This is a genomic window from Streptococcus sp. HMSC061E03 (assembly GCF_001813505.1).
Classification (GTDB): Bacteria; Bacillota; Bacilli; order Lactobacillales; family Streptococcaceae; genus Streptococcus.
On sequence record NZ_KV812784.1, the window covers coordinates 939,840 to 963,505 of the forward strand.

Here is a 23,666-nt window from a genome sequence, read left to right on the forward strand (position 1 = left end):
GGTAGGCGTCCGCGTACCAATGGGTACTCGAAAACCTACCACCTACTTAAATGATAACAGTTCTTTAAAAATTTTCAACCCTATCTACTTTAATCAGTCTCCATTTTTAAATAATATACCTCCAATAAATACCAGGACTCCTAAAACCAAGGATAAAATATTTGGACCTGTCCAATAAGGATCTAGCGTACCTATGATGGAAACAATAAATAAGACGGCTGATGTATTTAAGAGACCCACATTTCCATTCCTCATAGCTATGAAAAGGATGAAAGTCGCAATCATAAAACAAATATAATGGATGGCACCAATATATAAGATCAGTAGATACATAGGGTTTCCTAAAAATAAAGGAAAAATCATAATACCAAGGTGGCATACTGCTATTATAAGGGCGCTCCATAACCAAGACGAATGAAGAATGATCCTCTTTGGCGAATTTTCTTTATCATTGTTTGATTGTATATCAGCATTCAACTGATCGTTTACATCTATGTCTCCTTCTACTTGAGAGTCCGCCATCTCTGGTTTAGTGTCAATAGATGATAGATCTTGTACTTTCACCTTGGACTCCCAGCTAACTGCAACTTTCTCAAGTAAACTAAAAACACGACAAGCAATATAAATCGATAAGAGAAGATAAAAGAGACCGTAAAAGCTTATACGAGAGATGAAAGAGTATACTGCACCTATCACAACAAAAGAAGATAAAATGAGCAAGAGAGAAAATACTTTCTGAAGTTTCTCACTTGTACTTGTGATCATAACATTAATCAGAAGTAAAAACATTAACTCCATTACACTGTATCGAAGTGTAAAAGCGTAAATATCACTCGTTCTATCCATACCAATCAATATAAATAGTGGAGAAATATTTGTAGAGGCAACAAATAGTACTAAATAAGCTATCGATGATTTCCAAGCATCTTTACTTTTCCAATTGTTTAAAAGCTCCCTCATTTCTACATTCTTTATAAGCAAGCAAATCCATATTAAACAAATGATATTTAGCACAAAGGAAATGTTCATTAGATTTGTTGGGGAGAAAGGTGGTAAAAAAAACATCAGTAGTTGGGTAATTGAGAGGAGAAGAGCAGCTATCAATCCTTCAACATTTAAACGCTGATTCATGATTCTCCAAATTACCCAGCAAATAATCATTCCATTCCATATAGAAAAAATACTAGAGACAGTGAACAGTGGTGTATTTCCATTTAAATTTTGGGAACTATAGTTCACTACTATACTACTACCATAAGAAACAAGATAAAGAATTGCTTCAAGAATTAGCAGTATACCATACCATTTTTTTCTAGACATAGATTCTCCTCCACTTTCTAAGAAAAGTATTTAACGATCATTTTTTTAAATTATAACACAATTTGTAACCGTTTTCTTAGTGCGTTATCAGTACTAAATAAATAAAAAAGATGGGATTGAACACCCTACCCCCTATCATCAGTCTTCATTTTTAAACAATACAGTTCCAATAAAAACCAGTATAGCTATCACAAGAGGAGGAAAGAAAAAGCTAGACCAATCTGGAGTACGAGCTGTAATCATTGAGACAAAATAAATACCTACAGACGTGTAAAGAGTTGTTACATTGCCCATCTTTTTCCCATTCCACAAGAGAATGGTTGCAATGATGAAACAAATGAGATGAAACCCAAGGAAAAACAAGAGGGCAGGTGCCCATCCTGCTAATACGGCTACTTCGAGGAGAAATAATCCTCAGTATATAATCGTGAAAGCAAGTGCAATAGATAGCGTTAACTAACTTCCAACTCTCTTTTCTGAACCAATCTCACCAACAGGCGAAAGAGCTTCCTCCGGAATCTTTGCCTCTTTTTCTTTATCTACTTCAAGATTTTTCTGTTGATCTGTCATAACTTTCTCCTAACATTTTTAGTTATTCTTTCAAATAATAGCGCTTAAAAATAGAGCGGAAGAACTGATTTAACTATCTCTTTGATCGACCCGAATACTTTTTATTGAGTAGAGTTGACCATACCCATTTTTTAATTAAGAGCTTTTCTCTTCTTCAACTAAGAGTGTTCCAATTAAAACCAGAATACCTAGCAGTAACGGAGCGATTCGAAAAATTTCCCAATCTAGTTCAAAACCCAAGATGATAGACAGCAGATAGAGTCCAATACTCGCATAGAGGAGGCTTTTATTCCCCTTCTTCATCCCTAGTCCAAGTAAAATGGTTCCAATAGCAACACCTAAGAAGTTTGGTGTTAGAAAAATCAACAACATGAAAAATCCCAAAATATTAAAGAAAAAGACAAACAATACAAGATAGATAATGGATAAGTAAAATGTCACTGAAAGAAGAATAGAATGTAAGCTATTTTCTTTTGGAGGATTCTGAACAGATACAGAATTGGGATAATCTTCACTGATCTTACTATGTTCTTTATTTTCCTCAAGATGTTTCTCTTGGTTTGTCATCACTTTCTCCTACCTTTCTTATATTTTTATGTTTTTCCGTTAACACCATTATACTTGATTCCATTATTCTTTTCATGATAGCCATCTATTCAATGCTATCTCTTAAACATTAATTTGAACAGGTTTTCAATTAGATTGCTAACATATCATGAAATAGACTGGAAGCTTCCCTAAATAAAATCAGCCTCAGCAATAGCTCGTTTCACTTCTTCAATTGGTAAATTGACCAGTTCTACTTCTTTTTCACGGTAAAGATACTCGGCATATTCATCGATGCGGTATTGATGGATATAAACGACCCGCTTGCAACCAACTTGAAGCAATTGCTTGGTACAATTGAGACAAGGAAAATGTGTCACATAAGCTGTAAAGCCTTTTGGAATTCCACGTTCAGCTCCTTGCAAAATAGCATTGACTTCCGCATGAATCGTCCGGACACAGTGTCCCTCGACCATGAGGCATCCATTCTCTAGACAATGATCTGTCCCAGAAACGGATCCATTATACCCGGTTGCAATGACCTTATTATCCTTTACCAGTACAGCCCCAACCTTAGCTCGATTACAGGTCGCTCGATTCGAAATCAGTAAGGCCTGTGCTGCAAAATACTCATCCCATGCTAGTCGATTGTGTGTCACCTTTGTATCCTCCATCTCTCCTCATATCGGTTACGATTATTTTCATTATAGCATGAAATCAGCAAGAAAAAAAGGGAGTGGGAAAGAACTCTGACTAGTAAAAAAGAGTTCGTTTTCCCACCCCCGCACAGCTTCAACAGTCTGGGAGACTGTTGAAGGTTGCAGATAAAGGAAACATAGTTTCCGTCAACATAGGTCAACTTTAGAGCTTAAAAAGCGAATAAAGATACCAATCAACCACTGCGTCATACAGTTATTTCTATCATACATCAAAGGCTGGACAACTTTTGCCCAGCCTATTATAAATATTATTTACCAAGTTTTGCTTTCGCTGCATCTGCAAGAGCTGTGAAAGCTGCTGCATCGTTAACAGCCAAGTCAGCAAGCATTTTACGGTTAACTTCGATCTCAGCCAATTTCAAACCATGCATCAATTGTGAGTATGAAAGTCCGTTCATACGAGCTGCCGCATTGATACGTGTGATCCACAATTTACGGAAGTCACGTTTCTTTTGACGACGGTCACGGTATGCATAGTAGTAAGAGTTCATTACTTGTTCTTTTGCAGTACGGAACAAGATATGTTTAGCTCCATAGTAACCTTTAGCTAATTTAAGAATACGTTTACGACGTTTGCGTGATACAACGCCACCTTTAACACGTGCCATTTATATTTCCTCCAATATTTCCTAGAATTCTTTACTTACGAATACGCGATTATTTCAAGCGAGTAAGCATTGCTTTGATACGTTTGAAATCTCCTGCATGCACCATAGATGCTTTACGAAGATGACGACGTTGTTTCTTAGTTTTTCCGTGGAAACGGTGAGAAGTGTAAGCACGGAAACGTTTAAGTCCACCAGAACCTGTACGTTTGAAACGTTTAGCTGATGCGCGGTGTGTTTTTTGTTTTGGCATGATATTTTCTCCTTTTTTTAACTTTCTGACAGATTATTTCTTGTCAGTTGCTGGCGCCAATTGCATGAACATTTGACGTCCATCCATCTTAGCTCGTTGTTCGATGATCGCCACATCTTGTGTCGCTTCAGCGAAGTCGGCTAAAACTTTAGCACCAATCTCTTTGTGGGTAATCATACGACCCTTAAAGCGAATGGATACCTTCACTTTATTTCCTTTTTCAAGGAATTTGCGAGCATTGCGAAGTTTTGTATCGAAATCACCCTTGTCAATCACTGGGCTCAAACGAACTTCTTTCACGGTCACAACGCTTTGTTTTTTGCGTTGTTCTTTTTGCTTCTTCTGGTACTCAAATTTGAACTTACCGTAGTCCATAATTTTCGCAACAGGAGGTTTAGCTTGAGGTTGAATGAGAACCAAGTCAACATTAGCGTCGTCCGCAAGTGCTTGCGCTTCGCTAAGTGGTTTGATACCCAATTGCTCACCTTCAAGACCGATTAAGCGAACTTCACGTACACGAATTTCATCATTGATGAATAAGTCTTGCTTTGCTATGGTTTTCACCTCTTTTTTATTATTCGAGAAAAACAAAGAACGGACCTGTGCAAAACAGGCCCGAACTACATGATGTATTTCATTACTGAAACTTGATCCGTAGGGGCCAGGCAACTTGCGTCACAAGGCGAGAAGTTCTCACTTCTGCTTTTCTCAACTTTTATATGATATCAAGTTTTTTATTCTTTGTCAAGAAGTTTTTTTGCTTTTTCTTCAATAAATGCAACAACGTCTGCAATTCCAACACCCGTTGTGTCAAAATGAATGGCATCAGCTGCAGGTTTCAAAGGAGAAACGGCACGGTGGCTGTCCTTATAGTCCCGCTCAGCGATTTCTTTTTTCAACAATTCAAGATCCGCTGTGATGCCCTTTTCAACATTTTCCTTATAACGACGTTCTGCCCGCTCCTCAACAGAAGCGACCAAAAAGATCTTCAACTCTGCATGTGGAAGGACGACTGTCCCAATATCACGTCCATCCATAACGATGCCCCCCTCTGCTGCAATTTCTTGCTGTAGAGCGACAAGTTTTTCACGGACTGGCGCAAGTGCTGCAACCCATGAAACATTGTTGGTCACTTTGTTATCGCGAATTGGGTGGGTAATATCCACGTCTGCTACAAAGACAAGCTGCTCTCCCTCTTCCGATCGACCGAAACTAATTGGATACTGATCTAAAAGGGCTAAGAGGTCATCAACCTGTTCAGCTGTCAGATTATTTTGCAAAGCTAGATATGTCGCTGCACGATACATAGCCCCCGTATCTAGATACGTATAGCCTAGATCCTTGGCAATGATCTTTGCAACTGTGGACTTTCCACTAGAAGCCGGTCCATCAATGGCAATTTGAATTTGTTTCATGTTGTCTTCAACTCCTACTGAATCTTAACGACATCACCAGGATTCGCATACCATGATCCTGTAGACATGTGAGATGGATTTAACTGTTCCAATTGGGCAATGGAAATACCAGCACGCGCAGCAATCGCTGCTTCCCCTTCACCTGCTTGAACAGTGATCGTACCTTCTTCCGAGTTCTCATCTTTTGAACTATCGTCTTTAGCCGCTTGGTCAGTTTGTGCTGCAGGGGCTGATGATTTCTGTTCAACCTTAGTCTCTCCATTGTAGAAACCAGACATTTGTTTTGATTTATTGCTGCCACCTGTTGAAAGGAAGATCAACAAGCAGACCATCGCCACTACTACTACAAAGAAAATAATGGCTAAAATCGTCAATAGACGATCTGCCTTGATTCCGTTTAACTTACTCGTTCTTTTCAATGTTTCTTCTCCATCATCGTAAATATCTTCTTCCCATGGTTCTTTTGCCATGACTTCCTCCTTGTTTTTTCTCGTAAAAATCATTACAATAGAAGTATGAAAGTTACGTTAATTCCAGATCGTTGCATCGCTTGCGGTCTCTGTCAGACCTATTCTGAATTATTTGATTACCATGACAATGGCATCGTTAAATTTGCTGCTGAAGAGGACGACCTCCTTGAAAAGGAAGTCCCTGTCACAAACGATGTTCTCGAGGCTATTAAAGAATGCCCCACTCGTGCTCTCTTAAAAGATTAAGAGGGCTTTTTATTTGTTTGCATAATACATCTCGTAGTAATCCACATGGATGAAATTGTCCGTCAGGATTACTTCTCCCTTAAAATAAGGATTTAAGGCAAGTGCATTGATAAAGTATTTTTTCGGCCATTTACGCATACAGAATGTTCGACTGCGCGATCCATCATTAAATATGAGCTTGATCGATTTCTTATTTACTTCGACCTTTTCGATCGAGTCAATCTTCACCTTGATTGGAGTAAAAGGATTGGCTGTAATAATCCGCAAGATCCCATCCTCATAGATCGTGAAGTAACGATGGACCCCAATCGCGAGCAAGACCATAAATAAAAAGAACGAAAACAAAACTAGCGTTGGCACACTAGAGCTCTCATACATCAAGGCCAGTCCAATAAAGACCGGAATCACTGCAATGGACCAATAAGTCACAAGAATAGATAAGTCCGGTTGCCAATGATAATGGACCTTTCCAAATATCTTAATCATGAGCGTACCCCCATCTAATAGTTTAGCATAAAAAACAAAAAAAAGGGAGCCAGACAGCCAAAATCACAAAGATTTTTACCTGCTAGCACTCCTTTTAATTGGATTTGTTGGTTGGGACTTTAAAGAAGTCTTTAGAAAGGTAACCTTTCCCACTAATCAAGTCGTATTCAACCATTTTCAAATCCTCTGCAATTTCTTGTGCTTCTCCTTCCAAGGCCTTTTTATCGACACTTGCTTTTTTCAGTACTTCTGTCAACAAAGCATAGTAAGGCGAAACTTTTGAATTGGTCTGTTCAAAGACCATAGCAGAGAAATCACTTGAATTGACCAAAGGATAGTTCAATTTCGGTGCATCAAAATTACTCCAAATGAAGTAATCTGTCTGATACTGACTCTCCGGATTATTCTTAAAGGCCGACTCAGGATAGAGACCTGGTAAGTGATCCCCATAAAATACCACTGTAATCTTCTTATCTATTTTAGAAAGACTTTCCAGGAAGGATTGGGTGGCGGTGTCAGTTTGTGAAAGCAAGCGACTATAGAAAGTCAGTTTTGAATTTTCTTCATCACTAAAACCTTTACCTTTGGCATCCAAGGTTTCTGGGTTTGCTTCTAACCATGGGGTATGATTTTGCATGGTCATCACAGAAAAGAATTGTCCGGTTTTGTCGTTTAAATTGTCTAGCACAATATTATAGGTGGATTCATCACTCGGACTAATTCCTTCTTTTCTAACAGTTATCCCCTTAGTATTAATCGTGATAAAGTCGCTAAAATTCAGCCTTGAATATACAATGTCCCTAGAATAATTTGCTCCACCAGCTAAATGAATAGCTATTTTATTTTTGCTAGAATAAGTATTACTTATAGAAGGAACATCATGAATTTTAGGGAATACCTCTGTATACAATACCGAAACAGTTGGTGATATATTATAGAATGGCAAACTTGTTAAAGTTTGAAACTCCATATTTGCTGTTCCACCACCATAGCCATCTGAATGCATTTGACCACTCGTGTGGGTTTTCATAATGTTTTCAATATTTGGAATCGGGTTTTCCGTGAGCTCAACACCTTCAACCTTTCTAGGATCAGAAAAACTTTCGCTCAGAATATAGATAACCGTTTGATCGTTTAAGTAGTTACTTCTCTCCTTATTGATCTCATTCGACAAGTTGGTATATTTTTGAGCTATTTTCTCAAGACGTTCTTTGGAATAACCATCCGGTTTTGGAACAACCTCCGTCGTCAATTGATTCATCCAAACATAAGACAATCCTTTATAACGAGCATTGGTCGTATTCCCTAGCCAATTAATATCCTGGTAATTGTTCAGGGTACTTATAATTGGTACATTAGCCTTGATCTTCCCGTTTTCTTTATCACTGAATATCCCATTGACACTCTTAAAACATAAGAGCATCACTGCAATAGCTCCGATTTGTATTTTCCATGAAGAAATAATTCTTCCTTTAAAGAGGTACTTTTTCCCGACAATCAGTAGACAAACCAGAAAGACCACCAATAAAAAGATGTAAAATATTTGCCCTTTGTCCATAAAGCTCAAAAGCGTCATTGGTTTGGTCAACCAAGTTAAATCACTTGGTAAAACTGGCTCATTCCTCATGCCAAACTTGATGGAATTTGCAACTACAAAAGCAATGGAAACAATGGAAATGAGACAGGTAGCAATCCAATATTGATTGATACAAATGTAAACAAAGATAAGTATCGCTGTCAGAATGAGAATTTGAAATAAGATGGCATCTGGAATCGTGTAATGAACGCCTAAGAAGGGTTCTGTTCGACCTAAACTGAATTGGATAAAATAATTCAATACAATTGCAATAGTGGTACTAGAGAAGAACACTAAAGAGAAACTCGGTTTGTTCTTGACGAAATCTCGCTGCCCTTTTGTATACAAGAATCCAAGCAAGGAAATCAACGGAAATAGAAAGTATAAGAATTCATTTGTTAACCAAAATTGCTGAGCTGAGTATTTGCCAATTTCAAAGGCCTTATACAAAAAATTATCTGTCCTATAAATCAGGGTCGAAAAATTTTTGTCTGTTACGATAAAGGTGATCAAGAGTTGCGACAAGACCAGATACTGATAGTTCTCGCCAATCTCTTCTCCTCCTTTTTTCCGACTTGGTAGCTTATCATAATGCTGTCGCAATAGAACCAAACCACCTGTAGAAGCAAACAGAAGGAAAATGACAAGGAAGGAATCCGTTCTAAAGAATGGATTCTGATCAAAATTCCAAACCTTGTATTTTGGATTATTCAAATAAATCGTGATTTCTGTCAAATAAGAAAGGGTATTGTAAACCAAATAACTGACAATCAGTTTAAGAGGAAACCATTTTTTAAAATTGAACTGGGATAATATTGGAATTAATAGCAAGAAACTAATTCCAAATAGAATTCCTAAAAAATTAACATATTGTAGAACAGTTCCTGTTGCTTTGTTATGAACTGCAAGATTATTCTGAGCTAGGTAAAAATTAAAAAAAGAAAATAGAACGAAAGTAACCCCATAATACCACTGAGTTCTTGAGACTTTCGATAATGCTGAGAGGATAAATTCTTTAAAATTAAACTCTTTTTTCCGTTTCATTATTTCACTTTCTTTATCATTCTTTTTAGTATATATTTCACAGCTCTTGCAGGACCGATTACGATATACTTCAAGGCTCCTTTGATCCCCCCAATTTGATTAAAGTCCACAAAGGTATGCGGTTGGAGATCTTCACGATTGTTCAATTGCTTATTATCAATAAATGGTGTCAGGACATGAGGATTTTGAGAGATCCTAAAGTCATATTTTTGATCCCAAGCAATGTAGATCAACAAACGTTCGATCGCATGCAATATCGAATTTTGAGGTAGAGGTTCAGCTGGAACATCTGCTGCTGTCAAATTCAAATCAAAGAGTGGTTTCAAAGCATCATATTTAAACCAAACAAAGGTCCCATAACTCATGACAAAGGTATTGAGATTTTTGAAGTCAATCGTCTTGGTCGCTCCCATCCGTTCCCAGAGCTTGTTCATCTCTGGCGAAATGAGGGCTTCATTCCAGGCAACCACTATTCGATTGTAACGGAAGAAAGTTGGAATATCTGCGATGGTGATTCCGACTTTTGGATTGGCCTCCATGTTGGCAAGGATTTGATCCGCTGGCTTGACCAGCATCTCAATCAATTCTTTCCGCCAAGATTCACCTGCCCAAAAATCTGCTTCTTTTGATTTCTTGGTATGGAAATGACCGACATAATCATAGTGGGAGAGTTGCTCTTTTAAGAGTAGCATTGGCAACACATCCCGACCAATGTTTCCAGTCATCACAACCGTGGCATCTTGTGCTCGATGAGAAAGAATTTTCTCAACAGCCTGCTTCTTCTCTTCTGCATCTGTCGTGATCCATAAGTCATAAGCGAAATGAAAGGCTTGAAAAGCATCTAGAAATTCTTCCAAGAGGTCCACATAAAAGACATGAAGATGAACCCCAACTTTTTTACCAAACTCTCCAGCTAATTCCTGATTTTTCAAGTACTTACGAGACAAGAGATAAGGAAAGTCCGGACGATCAATCATAGACATGTGGTTAAGAATCAAATCCAATGGATAGTCCGATACACGCTCCAATTCATCAAAAATATAAGGCATGATTCCTTCATTGTTTGCAATGGTTTTGACTTTGATGAAAGGAACCTTATGATTGAGAATCGCTGTAGGGTTGTAGTATGAAAAGTCCGGATAGAGCATCCCTGTTGTGTCTTCATGGATGGTATCAAAAACAGTTTTATAGCGAAAACCAGCATCCAAAAAGTTCGTTGTGACCTTGGTCTCGTAGTTATCAATCACATCTTGAACATCTGTGAAGTCCTGAACACCCTGCCAAAATTCATGAAAGGCGCTCGATGTTAGCACCTTTTTTTTAAAGCTAAGATAATAACTTTGAATATGCTCGTTAAAATCCTTGTCTTTCCGGTAATTGGTCATTCCCCAGAAATCCACTTCATCATCATTTTCAAACTGCTGGTAGATTGGTTTTAGATCCCAAAGAGGTCCAAAGCAGGTATCATTCATGAGGGTAACAGAATCAAAGTGAGCCAGTTGATCAAAGCCGACTGTCTTCATTCCATCCCGCCAAGCCGCAAAGTCAAAACCACTATTTTGACGTTCGAGAATATCGTCCACCAACTGTTGCGAAGACAAATGGGCCTTCACATCTTCTGGTAGCTGACTATTGGAGATAAAGACCACCCGTGAATACAAGGGACGAATTTTTTCTAATTGGTAAAGTACATGTCCACTGATAAAGTTAAATTTATTAAAGTGGCCATATAAAAGTAAACGTTGCATATTATTTCCTTATTCTTAAGAATTTCAAGATCTTTGTTGGAATGGTCCAACGGCGAGAATGGATGACGGAATTGTATTCATGAGATAATTTTTCATTTTTTTGAATCAATTCTTGTACGTTTTGAGATAATTCATCCAGTTTATTTATTGAAATTTCTAAATCTTTTTGAAGATGATTGATTAAGTTTCCCATTTCAAAAATCCGCCATTCTTGCTTTGCATCATGTTCGGCTTGTATTTTTGCAATGTCTAAAATATCCTGTTCAGGGTACTTATTTAGATACTCTAATTGTGTTTTTAATAAACCATCAATCCTATATTTCATTTTGACAGGATCTACTGGTCTTGAATCTGAATTACTTGACATTCTATACGCAACAGTTGCATCTTCAATAAATGTAAGTTCTGTCAGATGAAAGAATTCCAACTGCATTGGGAAACCATCATCTACAGAATCCGGTGCTATCATGTGATTTACTTTTTGCATTAATTCAGTTTCAATCATCCACGACGAAGGTAATGTCATACCTTTCGTGGCTAACATTTTACTATATGTATTTGCATATGCAATAGGACCATTTTTAAAAACATTTTCGTGGATAATCTTATTGTCTTCATCCACAATATTAAATTCTGTATTACACCACTTAGAGTTTTCATTTGATTCTAATAAATCAAATTGTTTTTGTAATTTTTTTGAATCAATCCAAAAATCGTCTGCGTCACATCTTGCAATATACTTCGCTGTTACCTGATCACAAATATCAATCCAAGTTCTAGTTAATCCTTTGTTCCGATCATTAAATACAAGAGAAATTTTATCTGGGTATCGATCCCTATAATCTAATAATATCTCTCTTGAATTATCTGTTGAGCAATCATCAACAACTAGAATATCATATGGAAAATCTGTTTCTTGGCACAAAAAACTATCTAGAGCCATTGAAATATATTGACTATAATTGTAACTCGTACAAACTATTGTTACCACTGAATCCTTCATAATAATCACCTATTCGATAATATCCCACTTCCCATTTCTCTGAATTAACCCAGAAGAAGAGTCCATAGCTGAAAAATCATCATTTGCTATATCCGTTCGATTCATTACAATTAGAGGTGCGTTAGCTTCTGTTGCAAAAGCTAACATTTCACGTGATTCTCCCAAAATAGTGACCTGTAATTTTAATTTTAAATTATTGATTGCATTTAAACTACATTTATATCGAAAAATCTTGTGTCCCTTTGATGTTGTTGGAAAATCATAAGTGTTGTCATTATAAATCCAAATATTTCTATCAATATCTGTCATAGAGAAAACTAAGTAAGTAACTATATCTTCTTCTAAATCATAAGAAACTTCAAATTCTACCATATCGTTCTGATGGATAACTTGATCCGAAATCATTTTGACTTTTAGATTTTTTACTACACTAATATGATTCTTACGATCGTCAGTTTTCTCAGGATGTTTACTTGTAGTCGCATTATCAACACTATACTGATTTGCTACATCTTCTGGGGCTCCCAATGCCTTCACCAAACCATTTTCAATCAAAACAGCCTTGTTACAATATTTCTTAACGGCTCCCATATCATGGGTAACTAGTATAGTGGTTTTCCCTGATTTCTTGCGTTCTTGGAAGTAATCGTTACACTTGCGCTGGAAGGCCTCATCTCCTACTGCTAGGACCTCGTCCAAAATCAAGATATCGCCTTGGGCCTTAATCGCAACCGAAAAGGCTAGACGAACCTGCATCCCCGATGAGTAGTTCTTGAGCTTTTGGTTCATGAATTCATGCAACTCGGCAAAGTCTACGATGTCATCATACATGGCATCAATTTCAGCTGTTGAGAAGCCCAGCATGGCCCCGTTCATGTAGACATTTTCACGACCTGTCAGTTCTGGGTTAAAGCCCACTCCAAGCTCAATAAAGGACACCAGTTTCCCATCAATAGTGACGGTACCTTTTTCCGGCACATAGATTTCAGAAATAATTTTTAAAAGGGTCGATTTCCCAGAACCATTTCTTCCGAGGATCCCGAAAAAGTCTCCTTTTTCTACTTCAAAAGAAATATCCTTTAGGACGTGTTGTTCTTTATAGCCTTTAATGCCTTTAAAGCGATTGACCAGGGCAGTTCGAAGACTATTGGTTGCTTCTGTTGGCAACTTAAAGTACTTGCTGACATGATCTACTTTTACTGCAATTTGTTTATCTGTCATTAGAGAATCTCCGCAAATTTCTTAGCATGTTTGTTAAAGTAAGCAAAGCCAGCGACAAAAATAAGAATTGGCAAGACATAAGGAATCAGAACCAAGAACTTATTTTCCACCAAAAGCCAGACAGGGGTATTGGCCTTATCGATCAAGAAGTAACGCATGTCTTGAATCATTTGAGCCAAAGGATTCATCATGACCAACTTAGCAGCCCATGGATTGCGGTCTGCGATAAAGGTAATCGGATAGATAATTGGCGTCGCATACAAGCCTGCTTGCAAGAGTACTTCCCAGACTTGTCCAAGATCGCGGAAACGAACAAAAAATGTCGCTAAGATCAATGCACATCCTGTCGCCATCAAGAACAACTCAAAGAATAGCGGAATCACCATCAAAGCTGTCCAAGAGAATGTCACCCCATTAAAGAATGAAAAAATCAAAACCACAACCAGGTTAATGACAAAGTTGATTGCTGCTCCTGAAATCGCAGACAAGACAATGATGTGTTTGGAGAAGTTCAATTTTCGCAACAAGTCGCCTCGACTAACAATCGACACCATCCCCATAGATGTTGCTTCTGAGAAGAAGCCCCAGATTACATTGGCCAACAAGAGGGCAACTGGGAAATGGGGCACATCCCCACCTAAGCGTAAGAAGCGGATGAAGACGACGTACATGATCGTAAAGGTCATCAAGGGCTTTAAAATGGACCAAAGATAGCCAATAGCTGAACCCTGATAGCGTAATTTAAAGTCTGTTTTGATTAATTCTCGTAATAAAATTCGATTTTTCTGACTAAAAACGTCAAACATTATTTTTTACCTCGATATGCAAACTTTGTCAGAATCAAGCTGGTAAACACAAAGGTGTGAAAAGCCCGGTTCTTCCGGTAACCGTACTGACGAATCCGTCTCAAACGTTCTTTTAGTGGAACATCCATAATGGTGACAAAGTTTTCAATGATTTCTTTAGTTTGGAGACTGACAGGTAGATCCAATAGATTTTTTGCTTGTTCTTGACTGGACTCAATGAGATTCCAGTACTTAGCAAAAAGAACATGAGGGCGAACCCAGTTTTTGACCCGTTTTCTAAGGGTACGAGCCCCCAGAACGTTGCTACTGTGCTGACGGTACAATTCTGTTGGCTGATCGATATAGATGAGCTTTCCAAAGGAAGTTGCCAACAAGGCCAAATACCAATCATGCATGAGAAGCGCATGTTTTTCTTGACCCGTCCATAAGTCAGCCAGCGCGTGGTTAATCATGGCCACTCCACCAGTTACCGTATTTTCCGTCAACTCTTGAATCAATTCTGTATTGGCATGATCAGACTGGGTGCGAATCATACTCTCATGCTGCACATTCAAGTTTTCATCGACCACTTTTAAATCTGTGTAGACCAGCAAAGGCACTTCTTGAGGATGCTTCTCGGCTTCTGCTACCTGAAGTGCAATCTTATCTGGTAACCAGACATCATCTTGATCACTGAAACAATAAAGATCAGCTTTTTCATATTTCAAAAGCGCATGGAAGCTCTTGATAACACCGAGATTTTCGATAGCTCCTTGATTGATAAAGCGAATGCGCTTATCCTGGGCCATCAACTCTTGAATGATCTCCACCGTACCATCTGTCGAACCATCATCTCGGATCAAGAGTTGCCAATCTTGATAAGTCTGGTCTTGGATACTTTTGACCTGCTCTTTTAGATACTGTTCACCATTATAGGTGGACAACAAGATATTTACTTTCATGATAAGAATAATTCCTCGTACTCACCTACAATTTTTTCCCAGGTAAAGTTTTGTTTCATATTGGCCTTGGCACGTTGACCCCATTCAGATACATCTTCTAAAGAATCTACCTGGTCAATCAAATGCGCTAAATTCCCAGTTTCTTTAGTCCAATATTGAGCCGAATCCTTAGCGACCGTTTGGTTAAAGGAGACACCTAAAACTAAATTCAGATCCGTCTGGGCAAGAGCCTCTAGGAGACCAGGATTGGTTCCGCCCACTTCATGACCATGGATATAGGCAAAGGCTTCTTTACGGATATATTTCAATAGGTCTTGATCATAGACCGTTCCTACAAACTTGACGCGTGGATCCTGATCAAATCCAGTCCGAGCTCGGAGCTCCTCAAAATAAGGATTGCCTTCCTGGTTACAAATGATCACCAAATCCCGCTTTGTGGAAGAGGCCATAAATTCACGAATGGCGGTCTCGTAATTATTTTCTGGGACAAAACGACCCAAGATCAAGTAATAGTTCTTCTCCTGTGTCTGCCACTTGTGATAGAATTCTCGGGCCTTATTATCCTGACTATTTAGGCTAGTCGGAGATAAGTCCGTTCCGTAGGCAATATAGGTCGTCTTGGACCAAGGATAGGCTTCCTTGATATAAGACTCAATACCTGGGTTGTCAGAAATCACCAAGTCAGCATGGCGCGTCATGATCTTTTCAGAATACTTGAGATAGGCTTGGATCGGCTTGGCCCACTTGGCCCGCTTCCACTCCAGTCCATCTGGGTTGATATAAAATCGTCCGCCTATCTTATGGATCTTGCGCGCAAAGGGCGCCACAAAGGCTCCGATTGTATTGCCCAATACGTAAAAAATCGACTGTTCAATTCCTTGTTTCTTAATAAGCTTCAAGGCGTAGTTGATGGCCATCATATCATAGGCGATGACACGCGCAGGCCCAAGCTTAGGGGCTTTAATGGTAAAACAATCCACACCCTTGTAGTCAAAATGTTGATAAGCTTGATCATTAGAAAGGCAGGCAACATGGTACTGGATATCTGGAGACACTTGATGCGAAACCAATTGGTCCACAAAAGTCTCAAAACCGCCATATTGAGCCGGAAGCCCACGACTTCCGATAATAAAAACATGTTGCATAGAGTTCCCTTTCAAATCATTCACAGTCTATTCAATTATACCATTTTCTAGGCTTTTTGCCTAATGCAAACAGAAAAGCGACCCTTGAGGGCCGCTTCTATTTGTTCTTATTTCACTTCTTGTTTGTAAAATTCTTTCAAAGCATCTTTCCAAGTTGGAATAACGAATCCTGTAGCCTTAGCCTTAGCCAAACTCATTGTTGAGTTAAGCGGGCGTTTCGCTTTAGCTGGGAATTGGCTGGAATCCACTGGCTTCACTTCAACATCCGTATCTTTGAGGATTTCAACTGCAAAGTCATACCAAGTTGTATCTTCTGCTGCATCATTTGACAAGTGGTAATAACCATACTCCTTACGGTTTTCAGCCAAATAAGTCATAAACTCTGCAAGAGTACGGGTCCAGGTTGGACGACCATGTTGGTCGTTGACGACTGTAAGTGTTTTGTGAGTCTTCGCAAGATTTTGCATGGTGAAGACAAAGTTCTTACCGTAGTTTCCAAAGACCCAAGCTGTACGGATAATATAGAAGTTAGACACATGCTTCTCAACCAATTCTTCCCCCATACGTTTGGTACGACCGTACTCTGTTTGAGGATCTGGTTGATCGTCTACTTCCCATTCTTGTCCCACTGGTTTTTTCCCATCAAAAACGTAGTCCGTTGAGATATAGACTAGGGTTGCGCCGTGCTTTTCAGACGCTTTTGCTACATTTTCCGTACCAGTCACGTTGATGGCATAGTCCAACTCTTTTCCTTCATCTTCTGCCGCATCCACAGCTGTGTAAGCAGCACAGTGATATACCAAGGTTGGTTTTACTTCCTCAAATACCTCGTCTACTTTCTCTGCATTTGTGATGTCCATTTCAGCTACATCAACAGCTACATATTCTTCATTTCGTTCATCTAACAAATGGCGAAGCTCCGTTCCAAGCTGCCCATTTGCTCCTGTAATTAAAATCATGTTACGTTCCTTTCGAATGCTTTTTCCTTATCATTATAGCAAAAAAAGCAGAAGTTTTCTGCTTTTAAACAACACACCTTTTCCTAGTTAACAGTGGTATGATATCACTTAACAAATTGCAAGAAATAATAAAAAGACTTATCATTACAGGAAGATGTGTCCTTGCTCCTGAAGCATAGATCGTTGGAGAAAATGAAACTAACATTCTTCCAACCATTCCAATAGTTAATAAATAAACATACCATATCCTCTTTTCTTTATCTACAACAAAATATAACGAAAGAAGAATAAAAATAAATATTAGTAAGTAGATAAATACTGCACTATAATTCTCAATATTATTAACAAACACCCCTGTCTTATTTGCATTCTTACTAATCAAAAATATTTTATAAAGGGATAAATTAAATTTTAACTTACTTGCAATCAAAAGTAAAATAACAAATATGCTCAATATAAACGATAATACTCTTTTAGTTAATAATGAAATAATCAAAATTAAGACTAAGAAAAATAAAATAAATAAATAAATATGGTTTTGATATTGTTAATAAATTCTCGCCTGTTTCTAGAATACCCAATGAAATTTTTTGAATTATATTTAAATTTTTAAAATTTGGAAACCAATTTTGAGTCTCTTGCATTATTCGAATAGAATTGCCAGGGCTTAATTTAACAGATAAAATAGCCAAAATGCTAAAACTTAAATAAACTATATCAAACTTTTTTAAAGATTTATTTTTTAAATCTCTGACACATTCGAATAAAAGCCACAAAAAAGAATAAACAGCTAATTGCTCTTGCATAATTGAAAAGACAAAAAATATCATACTCAAAACTTTGACCAAAATGTATTTTGAGGTTCTATAATATAAAGAAAAAATTAGCAGAGAAGCCGGAAAAATATAATTCGTATAGGTAGGAATAGCACCTGCGCTAACAAATAGTGTCCTAGGAAAAAACAAAAATAGCAACACACCTGGTAACAAAGGAAAGTTAGGACAAAGTTTTCGACTACATATCAATAAAAAAAGTGTTGCCAAAAATGCTGAAAATATAAATATTAATTCATGTAAAGAAAAATACATGGTAGCAGATTCAATTAGCAATCTACTACTCCAAGTCATATATCGAAAGATTGCGAAATATAGATAATTAAAATTTATTTGTTGAGCATGAACGATAAACCCCGTCTGATCTCCAACAGGATACACACTATTTGCCTGGTAGAATCTGTAAGCAAATAGAGCTGAAACAAAAACCAAAAATAAACCAAAATATACTTTTTTAATCTTTAATAGTCTTTTCATCACTTTTCTCTTTTATCAAATAAACTGGACGCTTCTTGGTTTCCATGAAAATTTTGCCAATATATTTACCCAAAATCCCAATAGTTAGCAATTGGAAGCCCCCAAGGAAAAGAATCACTGTCATAAGAGATGGCCAACCAGAAGTCGGATCTCCAAAGACTAGTGTACGGATCACAATTAGAACCACCATGATAAAGGCCAAGATCCAAGATAGAAGACCACCAATAAAGGCAATATTTAGTGGGGCATCTGAGAAGTTAACGATCCCTTCAATCGAGTATTTGAAGAGAGACCAAAAATTCCAAGACGTCTCTCCTGCCACGCGCTCTACATTTTTATATTCGAGGTATTCTGTCTCAAATCCTACCCAAGCAAAAATCCCTTTTGAAAAACGATTGTACTCGGATAACTCCATAATGGCATCGACCATTGGGCGACGCATCAAACGGAAATCACGCGCTCCATCGACCATTTCCACTTGGCTAATATGATTGATCAATTTATAAAACATCCGTGCAAAGAAAGAGCGAATCGGTGGTTCCCCATCACGGGTTACGCGTCTCGTTCCGACACAGTCTAAATCCGGATCTTCCTCCAACTTCTGCTTCATTTCGATCAATAGTTCTGGAGGATCCTGTAGATCCACGTCCATGACTGTTACATAATTACCTGTGGCATGTTGGAGGCCAGCATAAAGAGCTGCTTCCTTCCCAAAGTTCCGTGAAAAGGAAAGATAGTGCACATTCGAATCTGTAACATGTAGCTTACGTAGAACAGATAGCGTCCTGTCTGACGAACCATCATTTATAAAAATATATTCAAACTTTTCTCCCATCTCCATCCGAACGCGTTCCATCTCTCGATAAAACAATGGAATCGATTCTTCTTCGTTAAAACATGGGACTACAACTGATATGGTCATCTCTTACTCCTTGAATTATTCACTTTCTATTGTAACAAAAAACTAGGGTTTCCCCTAGTATATCACTTAATTGAATTGTAAAACAACAATTTAATAATATTGACTAATGGTTGTAATAATTGAGACAAGAATAAACAAAGAAGCAATGTAAGTATAGTTATATTCTACTTTGTTCTTATCATATTCAATAGATTCTGTTCTATTCTGATTCCAAAACAGTCTTCTTGAAAAATCCGTTATACAACCAAGGAGAACAAAAATCCCCGCAAAATATCTCCCCTGAATTCCTTTAATTGAAATATCAGCAACCTCACCCCACATTAGATAGGCTGTCATTAGAATTCCAAAAACAATCCCCATCGAGACGAGAACTACCCCAAACTTCGCAAAAGTTTTAAGCGGTTTCCCATTTGGAAGTATAAATAGTGTAACTGAAATGAAAATTAAATAAAACCACATAAAAGCTTTCGCATCATAAGTCAACCAACCAAAAGTAAATAATGATTGTAATTTAAATGGAATAAAATTCACAACCTCTTTAATCATCATTCTCGTGAAGTCAGAAAAATGATGCAAGGTAAATATAATCTTTTTCATTGGATTAACTGCTGGATTTGGATGCGCAACTGTTGCATTTATGCCACTTGTTACTTTCAACCAAATCACACTCGTTAGAGCGACCATAAGAATGGATCCGGCAATTAGCAGATATTGTTTTTTATTAAGTTTTTCTTTTGGCAAAAAGACCAACAAACAAATAAGTAACACATATGGCAATTTTGAAAAAGCTATTAAAATACAAAGGATACTGTAGAAAAATATATCCCTATTACTGACTTTATCTTTTTCAAAATAGGAAAGGAATAAACCGATAACTAAAAAGATAAGACCATTAGCAAATGCATCCTGATTGAATGATGCAGCAATATAAATATTAATAGGAATAATCGCTAGTAGGGAAAAAATCAACTGCTTATCACCAGCTTTTTTTATAGCAAGACGAACAAGCAAGGCGAAAACTAGTAAATTGAAAAACCTACCTAAAAAAATTGAACCCAATACACTTAAATGTAAAAGACGAGCAATAATAATTCCTAATGTTTGAGGTATGTAACTGATAAACGAATAGCCATTTGTATTACCTAAATTAGAATACACTACCTGTTTATCAGATAATTGTTTCTTCTCCAAATCAGTTTGTATTAAAGGCTTTTTAAATTCTTCTTCAACATTTGATATATCTGAAGAAACTTTCATTTCTTCTACTGAAGAAGGTAAATATAAATGTCCATCACTAATATATAGAGCTCTAGAATAATGAAAATTTTCATCTGGTGTATCCATATTTGGAGTATATATACAAAATATTAGTCCAGTAAATAAAATTACTGAGAATATTTTATTGTATATCTTTAAATTTATTAGCGATAAAAATGTGAAGATACCTCCAATGATAACAAACGTTTTGATTGGTGCATTATTGAAAGGCCCATCGAAATAAAAATACGTTCCAAATATCACAAACCAAATAAGTAAAATATAAAATTTCTTTTGCCAAATATTATGAAAGAAATCTGAAGCATTTTGTGAAATATAATTTATCATTTAATACCTTTCTTCTCCTCTAACTTCTTAAACAAATCATACCACTTTTGAATTACAATATCCTCTGCATAATTTTCTATAACATAGTCGCGTCCTCTTCTTCCGATATCCGTTAGTTTATTCGTATTAGATAGAAAATAACGCATTTTTTTCACCAACTCCTCAATACTTGGATCAAGGAGCATTTCAGGTGTTTCAGTTTGAAGTTCAGCAACTCCTTGCGAACAATTATAAGTTAATACTGGCGTTCCGGTTATCATAGATTCTACAACTGACATTGGAAAAGCCTCTGATTTGGAAGTTAATAAGGTAAACAATGACTCTTGATAAACTTCTTTAACTTGGTTCGTTTTCCCTTTTAAGATTATACGTTTTGTCATTCCTAATTGGTCGATTAGAGATTGGAGAAATTCCCTCAAATTACCAGATCCGTATATATTAAAAATCAAATCTGGAAAATCATCTGCTACCTGTGCGAAAGCTCGAATTTGATGATCAATTTGCTTAACCGCATCAAGTCTACCTACAAAAGAAATAACTGTAGATTTTTCTTGACGTAACTCTTCTGATTCTTCTGATACTTCTATATATCTAGGTAAGGGATTTGGAATCGCAACAAATTTTTTTAATGGAATATTGTAATGATTGCTAATCACTTCTGAATAAGAATTCGATAAAAACATCATGCAATCCAATTTCGGATATTTATTTTTAATAATATACGGATAAACTTTGTAGATACCCTTACATTCCAATACAAAATCAGCGGAAGAATGCATCTGACCAATGAAAAAGGCAGTATTAGAAAATTCCTTCAAGCTTTTTTCCATCAATAGATAGACAATTGGATTTGCTAAGATAACTATTGTTTCTTTTGATTGTGACAAAATATCCGTTAATTTTTTTTCTAATTTTTTTGAAAAAAACTTTTCTTTTAAGAACAACCAAGGCTTTTCAAAAAAAATATCCTCCTGGTATAGAAGAATTTCATGATAATTCTTTTGTACCCTCTCATACTTTTCTTTTGATTGAACAGCACACCCAACAACTGTCACCCTATTTCCATCTTCAGCAAAACGTGTAGCCAACTGATCAACTACACGCTGAACGCCACCGATTCCTCCTAAATGGTGAGTGACGAAAACTATATCTCTTTTCATTTTTCTTTCTTTCTGTATTTTATAATACTAAAAATTGTAAAACATCCAATTGCATAAACCATCATTGCTATACAAAAACTAATAGAAGCTCCCATAATCTGATACTTATTAACCAGCTCAGTTGTTATCATTTTAGTAACGATAAACATTAGGATATAAACTGATAATAAATAATAGTGTTTTCTCATGATAATTAAGATATTTTCAAGAATGATCGAAAATGAATATAAAACACCAGAAAGAACTAAAATAGTCAATTCAACCTTATATTTCAATAGATCTAAACCAAATATCAAACTCAACACATTGACACCTATTAAATAAGCTAAAATATCAAGAAATACTCCTATTATGAATGTAAAAAGTATGATTTTAATAAATAGTTTGTAAAATATCTGAAACTGTTTTTTCTGCCACAGTTCAGCCATTTGCGTTATGAGTGGTCTAACTACCAAAATCAATAGACTCATAAAAAACACTGGCATAAACAGTATATTGTAGTCCCTTTGAGCACCAGTCCCGACTATTCCTTTAGCATATGCACCAGAAATCGCTAACTTTGCCTCATTAAAAACAAGTGTCAATAAAAAACCATAAATAAATAAAGAAAAACAAACTTTAATAATTTTTATAGATTCATCAAAAATATTTTTTGAAAAAATATGACTCAAACTCAACCTATCAAACAATTTGAAATGGGCATAATCATAAACAAATACAAAAAACAGATTGATGAAAGCTAGGACCATCAGAGTCAAAACTATAGAATGAGACAATAAGAGCCCAAATAAAAGAATGAGGACGCTTAAAATATATCTATAGACCATAGCTTTTCCAGCAATATCTAAACGACCATGTTGTTGAAAATAACCTTGAAATAGATCCGAAAAAGCATCCGCTACACGGTACACAATAATCCAAGAAATGATCATCACAGAGCTTTTAGTGAAATCATAGTTTATTGACCACAGATAGGGAAATAAGCTAATCAACATTAAGATAACCGTTAGTAATCTTGTGAAAAAATAAGCTGAAAAGGGATGAGCTGAGTTAACATCTGTTGCTTGGTAGTTACGAACTTGAAATTGCCCAATAATGATCCATAAATTACCAATTGAGGTAGCTAGACTAAATTGGTCTGCCACCTCACTGGTTTGCATTCTAGATACAATTAACAAATATAATACCGAGACTGCTGCTGCCGCAAAATTTCCTAGCAGGTTCCATATGTAAATACTTTTTTGAGAAGGAGTATTATTCATCTTTCTCCTCATTTTTGTTTAAAGCGATAACTTGGACAAGATTTTTAAACTTGGTATCTAACTTTGACAACCGTACAGTTAATTGGAACTGATTCATTAATAACAAGAAAATAATAAAAAGAAAAATAAAATTAACAGCAGATGCAATTCCTAAGGATGCTGCGATAAACTCTGCTAACTTTGGAAAAATACTAAAAACTAATAAAATTAATGAAAAGAAGATCCAAAACAAGGCATCATTAATCTGTACACGAGATTTTCTGATGTTCTGGAGAATAAACCCACATGTTCCCAATGAAACAACAACTAATACAACTTGAAACCAGATTGACAT

24 protein-coding genes and 1 other annotated feature are annotated in these 23,666 nt (G+C 36.6%); of the genes, 1 reads left to right on the plus strand and 23 read right to left on the minus strand.

From position 1 onward, the window contains the following. Window positions 1–93: 93 nt before the first annotated feature. The 8 genes from HMPREF2917_RS04760 to HMPREF2917_RS04800 form a co-directional block, all read right to left on the minus strand. Window positions 94–1,320, minus strand: coding sequence for an ABC transporter permease (locus HMPREF2917_RS04760; protein ID WP_070589249.1), 1,227 nt, complete (start codon window positions 1,318–1,320; stop codon window positions 94–96). Between the two features lie 705 nt (window positions 1,321–2,025). Beyond that, on the minus strand, window positions 2,026–2,457 hold the full coding sequence (locus HMPREF2917_RS04770) for a hypothetical protein (RefSeq protein ID WP_070589251.1): 432 nt from the start codon (window positions 2,455–2,457) through the stop codon (window positions 2,026–2,028). 170 nt (window positions 2,458–2,627) lie between these two features. Continuing rightward, window positions 2,628–3,095, minus strand: a complete 468-nt coding sequence (locus tag HMPREF2917_RS04775; protein ID WP_141751529.1) for a deoxycytidylate deaminase — start codon at window positions 3,093–3,095, stop codon at window positions 2,628–2,630. A 308-nt stretch (window positions 3,096–3,403) separates the two neighbouring features. Next, entirely contained in the window at window positions 3,404–3,763 is a 360-nt protein-coding gene (rplT, locus tag HMPREF2917_RS04780; RefSeq protein WP_000124834.1) for a 50S ribosomal protein L20, read from the minus strand. A gap of 49 nt (window positions 3,764–3,812) precedes the next feature. After that, window positions 3,813–4,013, minus strand: coding sequence for a 50S ribosomal protein L35 (rpmI, locus tag HMPREF2917_RS04785; protein ID WP_003003453.1), 201 nt, complete (start codon window positions 4,011–4,013; stop codon window positions 3,813–3,815). A 33-nt stretch (window positions 4,014–4,046) separates the two neighbouring features. Then, the gene (gene infC, locus HMPREF2917_RS04790) at window positions 4,047–4,577 is read right to left on the minus strand and encodes a translation initiation factor IF-3 (RefSeq protein ID WP_003003721.1); all 531 of its coding nucleotides are present in this window, start codon (window positions 4,575–4,577) and stop codon (window positions 4,047–4,049) included. A gap of 16 nt (window positions 4,578–4,593) precedes the next feature. Next, window positions 4,594–4,724, minus strand: a sequence feature (ribosomal protein L20 leader region). Between the two features lie 23 nt (window positions 4,725–4,747). Further along, complete coding sequence (gene cmk, locus HMPREF2917_RS04795) at window positions 4,748–5,428, minus strand: (d)CMP kinase (RefSeq protein ID WP_070589255.1); 681 nt, start codon at window positions 5,426–5,428, stop codon at window positions 4,748–4,750. Window positions 5,429–5,442: 14 nt separating this feature from the next. Beyond that, window positions 5,443–5,898, minus strand: a complete 456-nt coding sequence (locus HMPREF2917_RS04800; RefSeq protein WP_003006692.1) for an SAG1386/EF1546 family surface-associated protein — start codon at window positions 5,896–5,898, stop codon at window positions 5,443–5,445. Between the two features lie 45 nt (window positions 5,899–5,943). Between HMPREF2917_RS04800 and HMPREF2917_RS04805 the strand changes: the two genes are divergently transcribed. Then, complete coding sequence (locus HMPREF2917_RS04805; RefSeq protein WP_003003472.1) at window positions 5,944–6,144, plus strand: ferredoxin; 201 nt, start codon at window positions 5,944–5,946, stop codon at window positions 6,142–6,144. Between the two features lie 9 nt (window positions 6,145–6,153). Here HMPREF2917_RS04805 and HMPREF2917_RS04810 read toward each other — a convergent pair whose 3' ends face one another. From HMPREF2917_RS04810 to HMPREF2917_RS04880, 15 genes are all read right to left on the minus strand, one after another. Next, window positions 6,154–6,630, minus strand: coding sequence for an EbsA family protein (locus HMPREF2917_RS04810; RefSeq protein WP_023917814.1), 477 nt, complete (start codon window positions 6,628–6,630; stop codon window positions 6,154–6,156). 94 nt (window positions 6,631–6,724) lie between these two features. Next, window positions 6,725–9,250, minus strand: a complete 2,526-nt coding sequence (locus HMPREF2917_RS04815) for an LTA synthase family protein (protein ID WP_070589258.1) — start codon at window positions 9,248–9,250, stop codon at window positions 6,725–6,727. Further along, complete coding sequence (locus HMPREF2917_RS04820; RefSeq protein ID WP_070589259.1) at window positions 9,250–10,998, minus strand: rhamnan synthesis F family protein; 1,749 nt, start codon at window positions 10,996–10,998, stop codon at window positions 9,250–9,252. Before HMPREF2917_RS04820 ends, HMPREF2917_RS04815 begins: the two co-directional genes overlap by 1 nt. A gap of 1 nt (window position 10,999) precedes the next feature. Continuing rightward, the gene (locus tag HMPREF2917_RS04825; protein ID WP_070589262.1) at window positions 11,000–12,001 is read right to left on the minus strand and encodes a glycosyltransferase; all 1,002 of its coding nucleotides are present in this window, start codon (window positions 11,999–12,001) and stop codon (window positions 11,000–11,002) included. Window positions 12,002–12,010: 9 nt separating this feature from the next. Next, on the minus strand, window positions 12,011–13,222 hold the full coding sequence (locus HMPREF2917_RS04830) for an ABC transporter ATP-binding protein (protein WP_070589264.1): 1,212 nt from the start codon (window positions 13,220–13,222) through the stop codon (window positions 12,011–12,013). Continuing rightward, window positions 13,222–14,028 (minus strand): ABC transporter permease, encoded by an 807-nt coding sequence (locus tag HMPREF2917_RS04835; protein ID WP_070589266.1) that lies wholly within the window; start codon window positions 14,026–14,028, stop codon window positions 13,222–13,224. The genes HMPREF2917_RS04830 and HMPREF2917_RS04835 overlap by 1 nt, the downstream gene beginning before the upstream one ends. Next, window positions 14,028–14,969, minus strand: a complete 942-nt coding sequence (locus tag HMPREF2917_RS04840) for a glycosyltransferase family 2 protein (protein WP_070589268.1) — start codon at window positions 14,967–14,969, stop codon at window positions 14,028–14,030. Before HMPREF2917_RS04840 ends, HMPREF2917_RS04835 begins: the two co-directional genes overlap by 1 nt. Beyond that, entirely contained in the window at window positions 14,966–16,114 is a 1,149-nt protein-coding gene (gene cps2T / locus HMPREF2917_RS04845) for a beta 1-4 rhamnosyltransferase Cps2T (protein ID WP_070589270.1), read from the minus strand. The genes HMPREF2917_RS04840 and cps2T overlap by 4 nt, the downstream gene beginning before the upstream one ends. Before the next feature lie 107 nt (window positions 16,115–16,221). Beyond that, the gene (rfbD, locus tag HMPREF2917_RS04850; RefSeq protein ID WP_070589272.1) at window positions 16,222–17,073 is read right to left on the minus strand and encodes a dTDP-4-dehydrorhamnose reductase; all 852 of its coding nucleotides are present in this window, start codon (window positions 17,071–17,073) and stop codon (window positions 16,222–16,224) included. Between the two features lie 473 nt (window positions 17,074–17,546). Beyond that, window positions 17,547–18,383: a hypothetical protein gene (locus HMPREF2917_RS04855; protein WP_256324251.1), complete on the minus strand. Its 837-nt coding sequence runs from the start codon at window positions 18,381–18,383 to the stop codon at window positions 17,547–17,549. Then, entirely contained in the window at window positions 18,361–19,305 is a 945-nt protein-coding gene (locus HMPREF2917_RS04860) for a glycosyltransferase family 2 protein (RefSeq protein ID WP_070589274.1), read from the minus strand. Before HMPREF2917_RS04860 ends, HMPREF2917_RS04855 begins: the two co-directional genes overlap by 23 nt. Window positions 19,306–19,395: 90 nt before the next feature. Then, window positions 19,396–20,910: a DUF2142 domain-containing protein gene (locus HMPREF2917_RS04865; RefSeq protein ID WP_070589276.1), complete on the minus strand. Its 1,515-nt coding sequence runs from the start codon at window positions 20,908–20,910 to the stop codon at window positions 19,396–19,398. Beyond that, window positions 20,907–22,070 carry a glycosyltransferase gene (locus HMPREF2917_RS04870; RefSeq protein WP_070589278.1) on the minus strand — a complete coding sequence of 388 codons (1,164 nt, stop codon included), beginning with the start codon at window positions 22,068–22,070 and terminating at the stop codon, window positions 20,907–20,909. Before HMPREF2917_RS04870 ends, HMPREF2917_RS04865 begins: the two co-directional genes overlap by 4 nt. Then, window positions 22,067–23,332, minus strand: coding sequence for a lipopolysaccharide biosynthesis protein (locus tag HMPREF2917_RS04875; protein ID WP_070589281.1), 1,266 nt, complete (start codon window positions 23,330–23,332; stop codon window positions 22,067–22,069). The genes HMPREF2917_RS04870 and HMPREF2917_RS04875 overlap by 4 nt, the downstream gene beginning before the upstream one ends. Further along, entirely contained in the window at window positions 23,325–23,666 is a 342-nt protein-coding gene (locus HMPREF2917_RS04880) for a DUF2304 domain-containing protein (protein WP_070589284.1), read from the minus strand. Before HMPREF2917_RS04880 ends, HMPREF2917_RS04875 begins: the two co-directional genes overlap by 8 nt.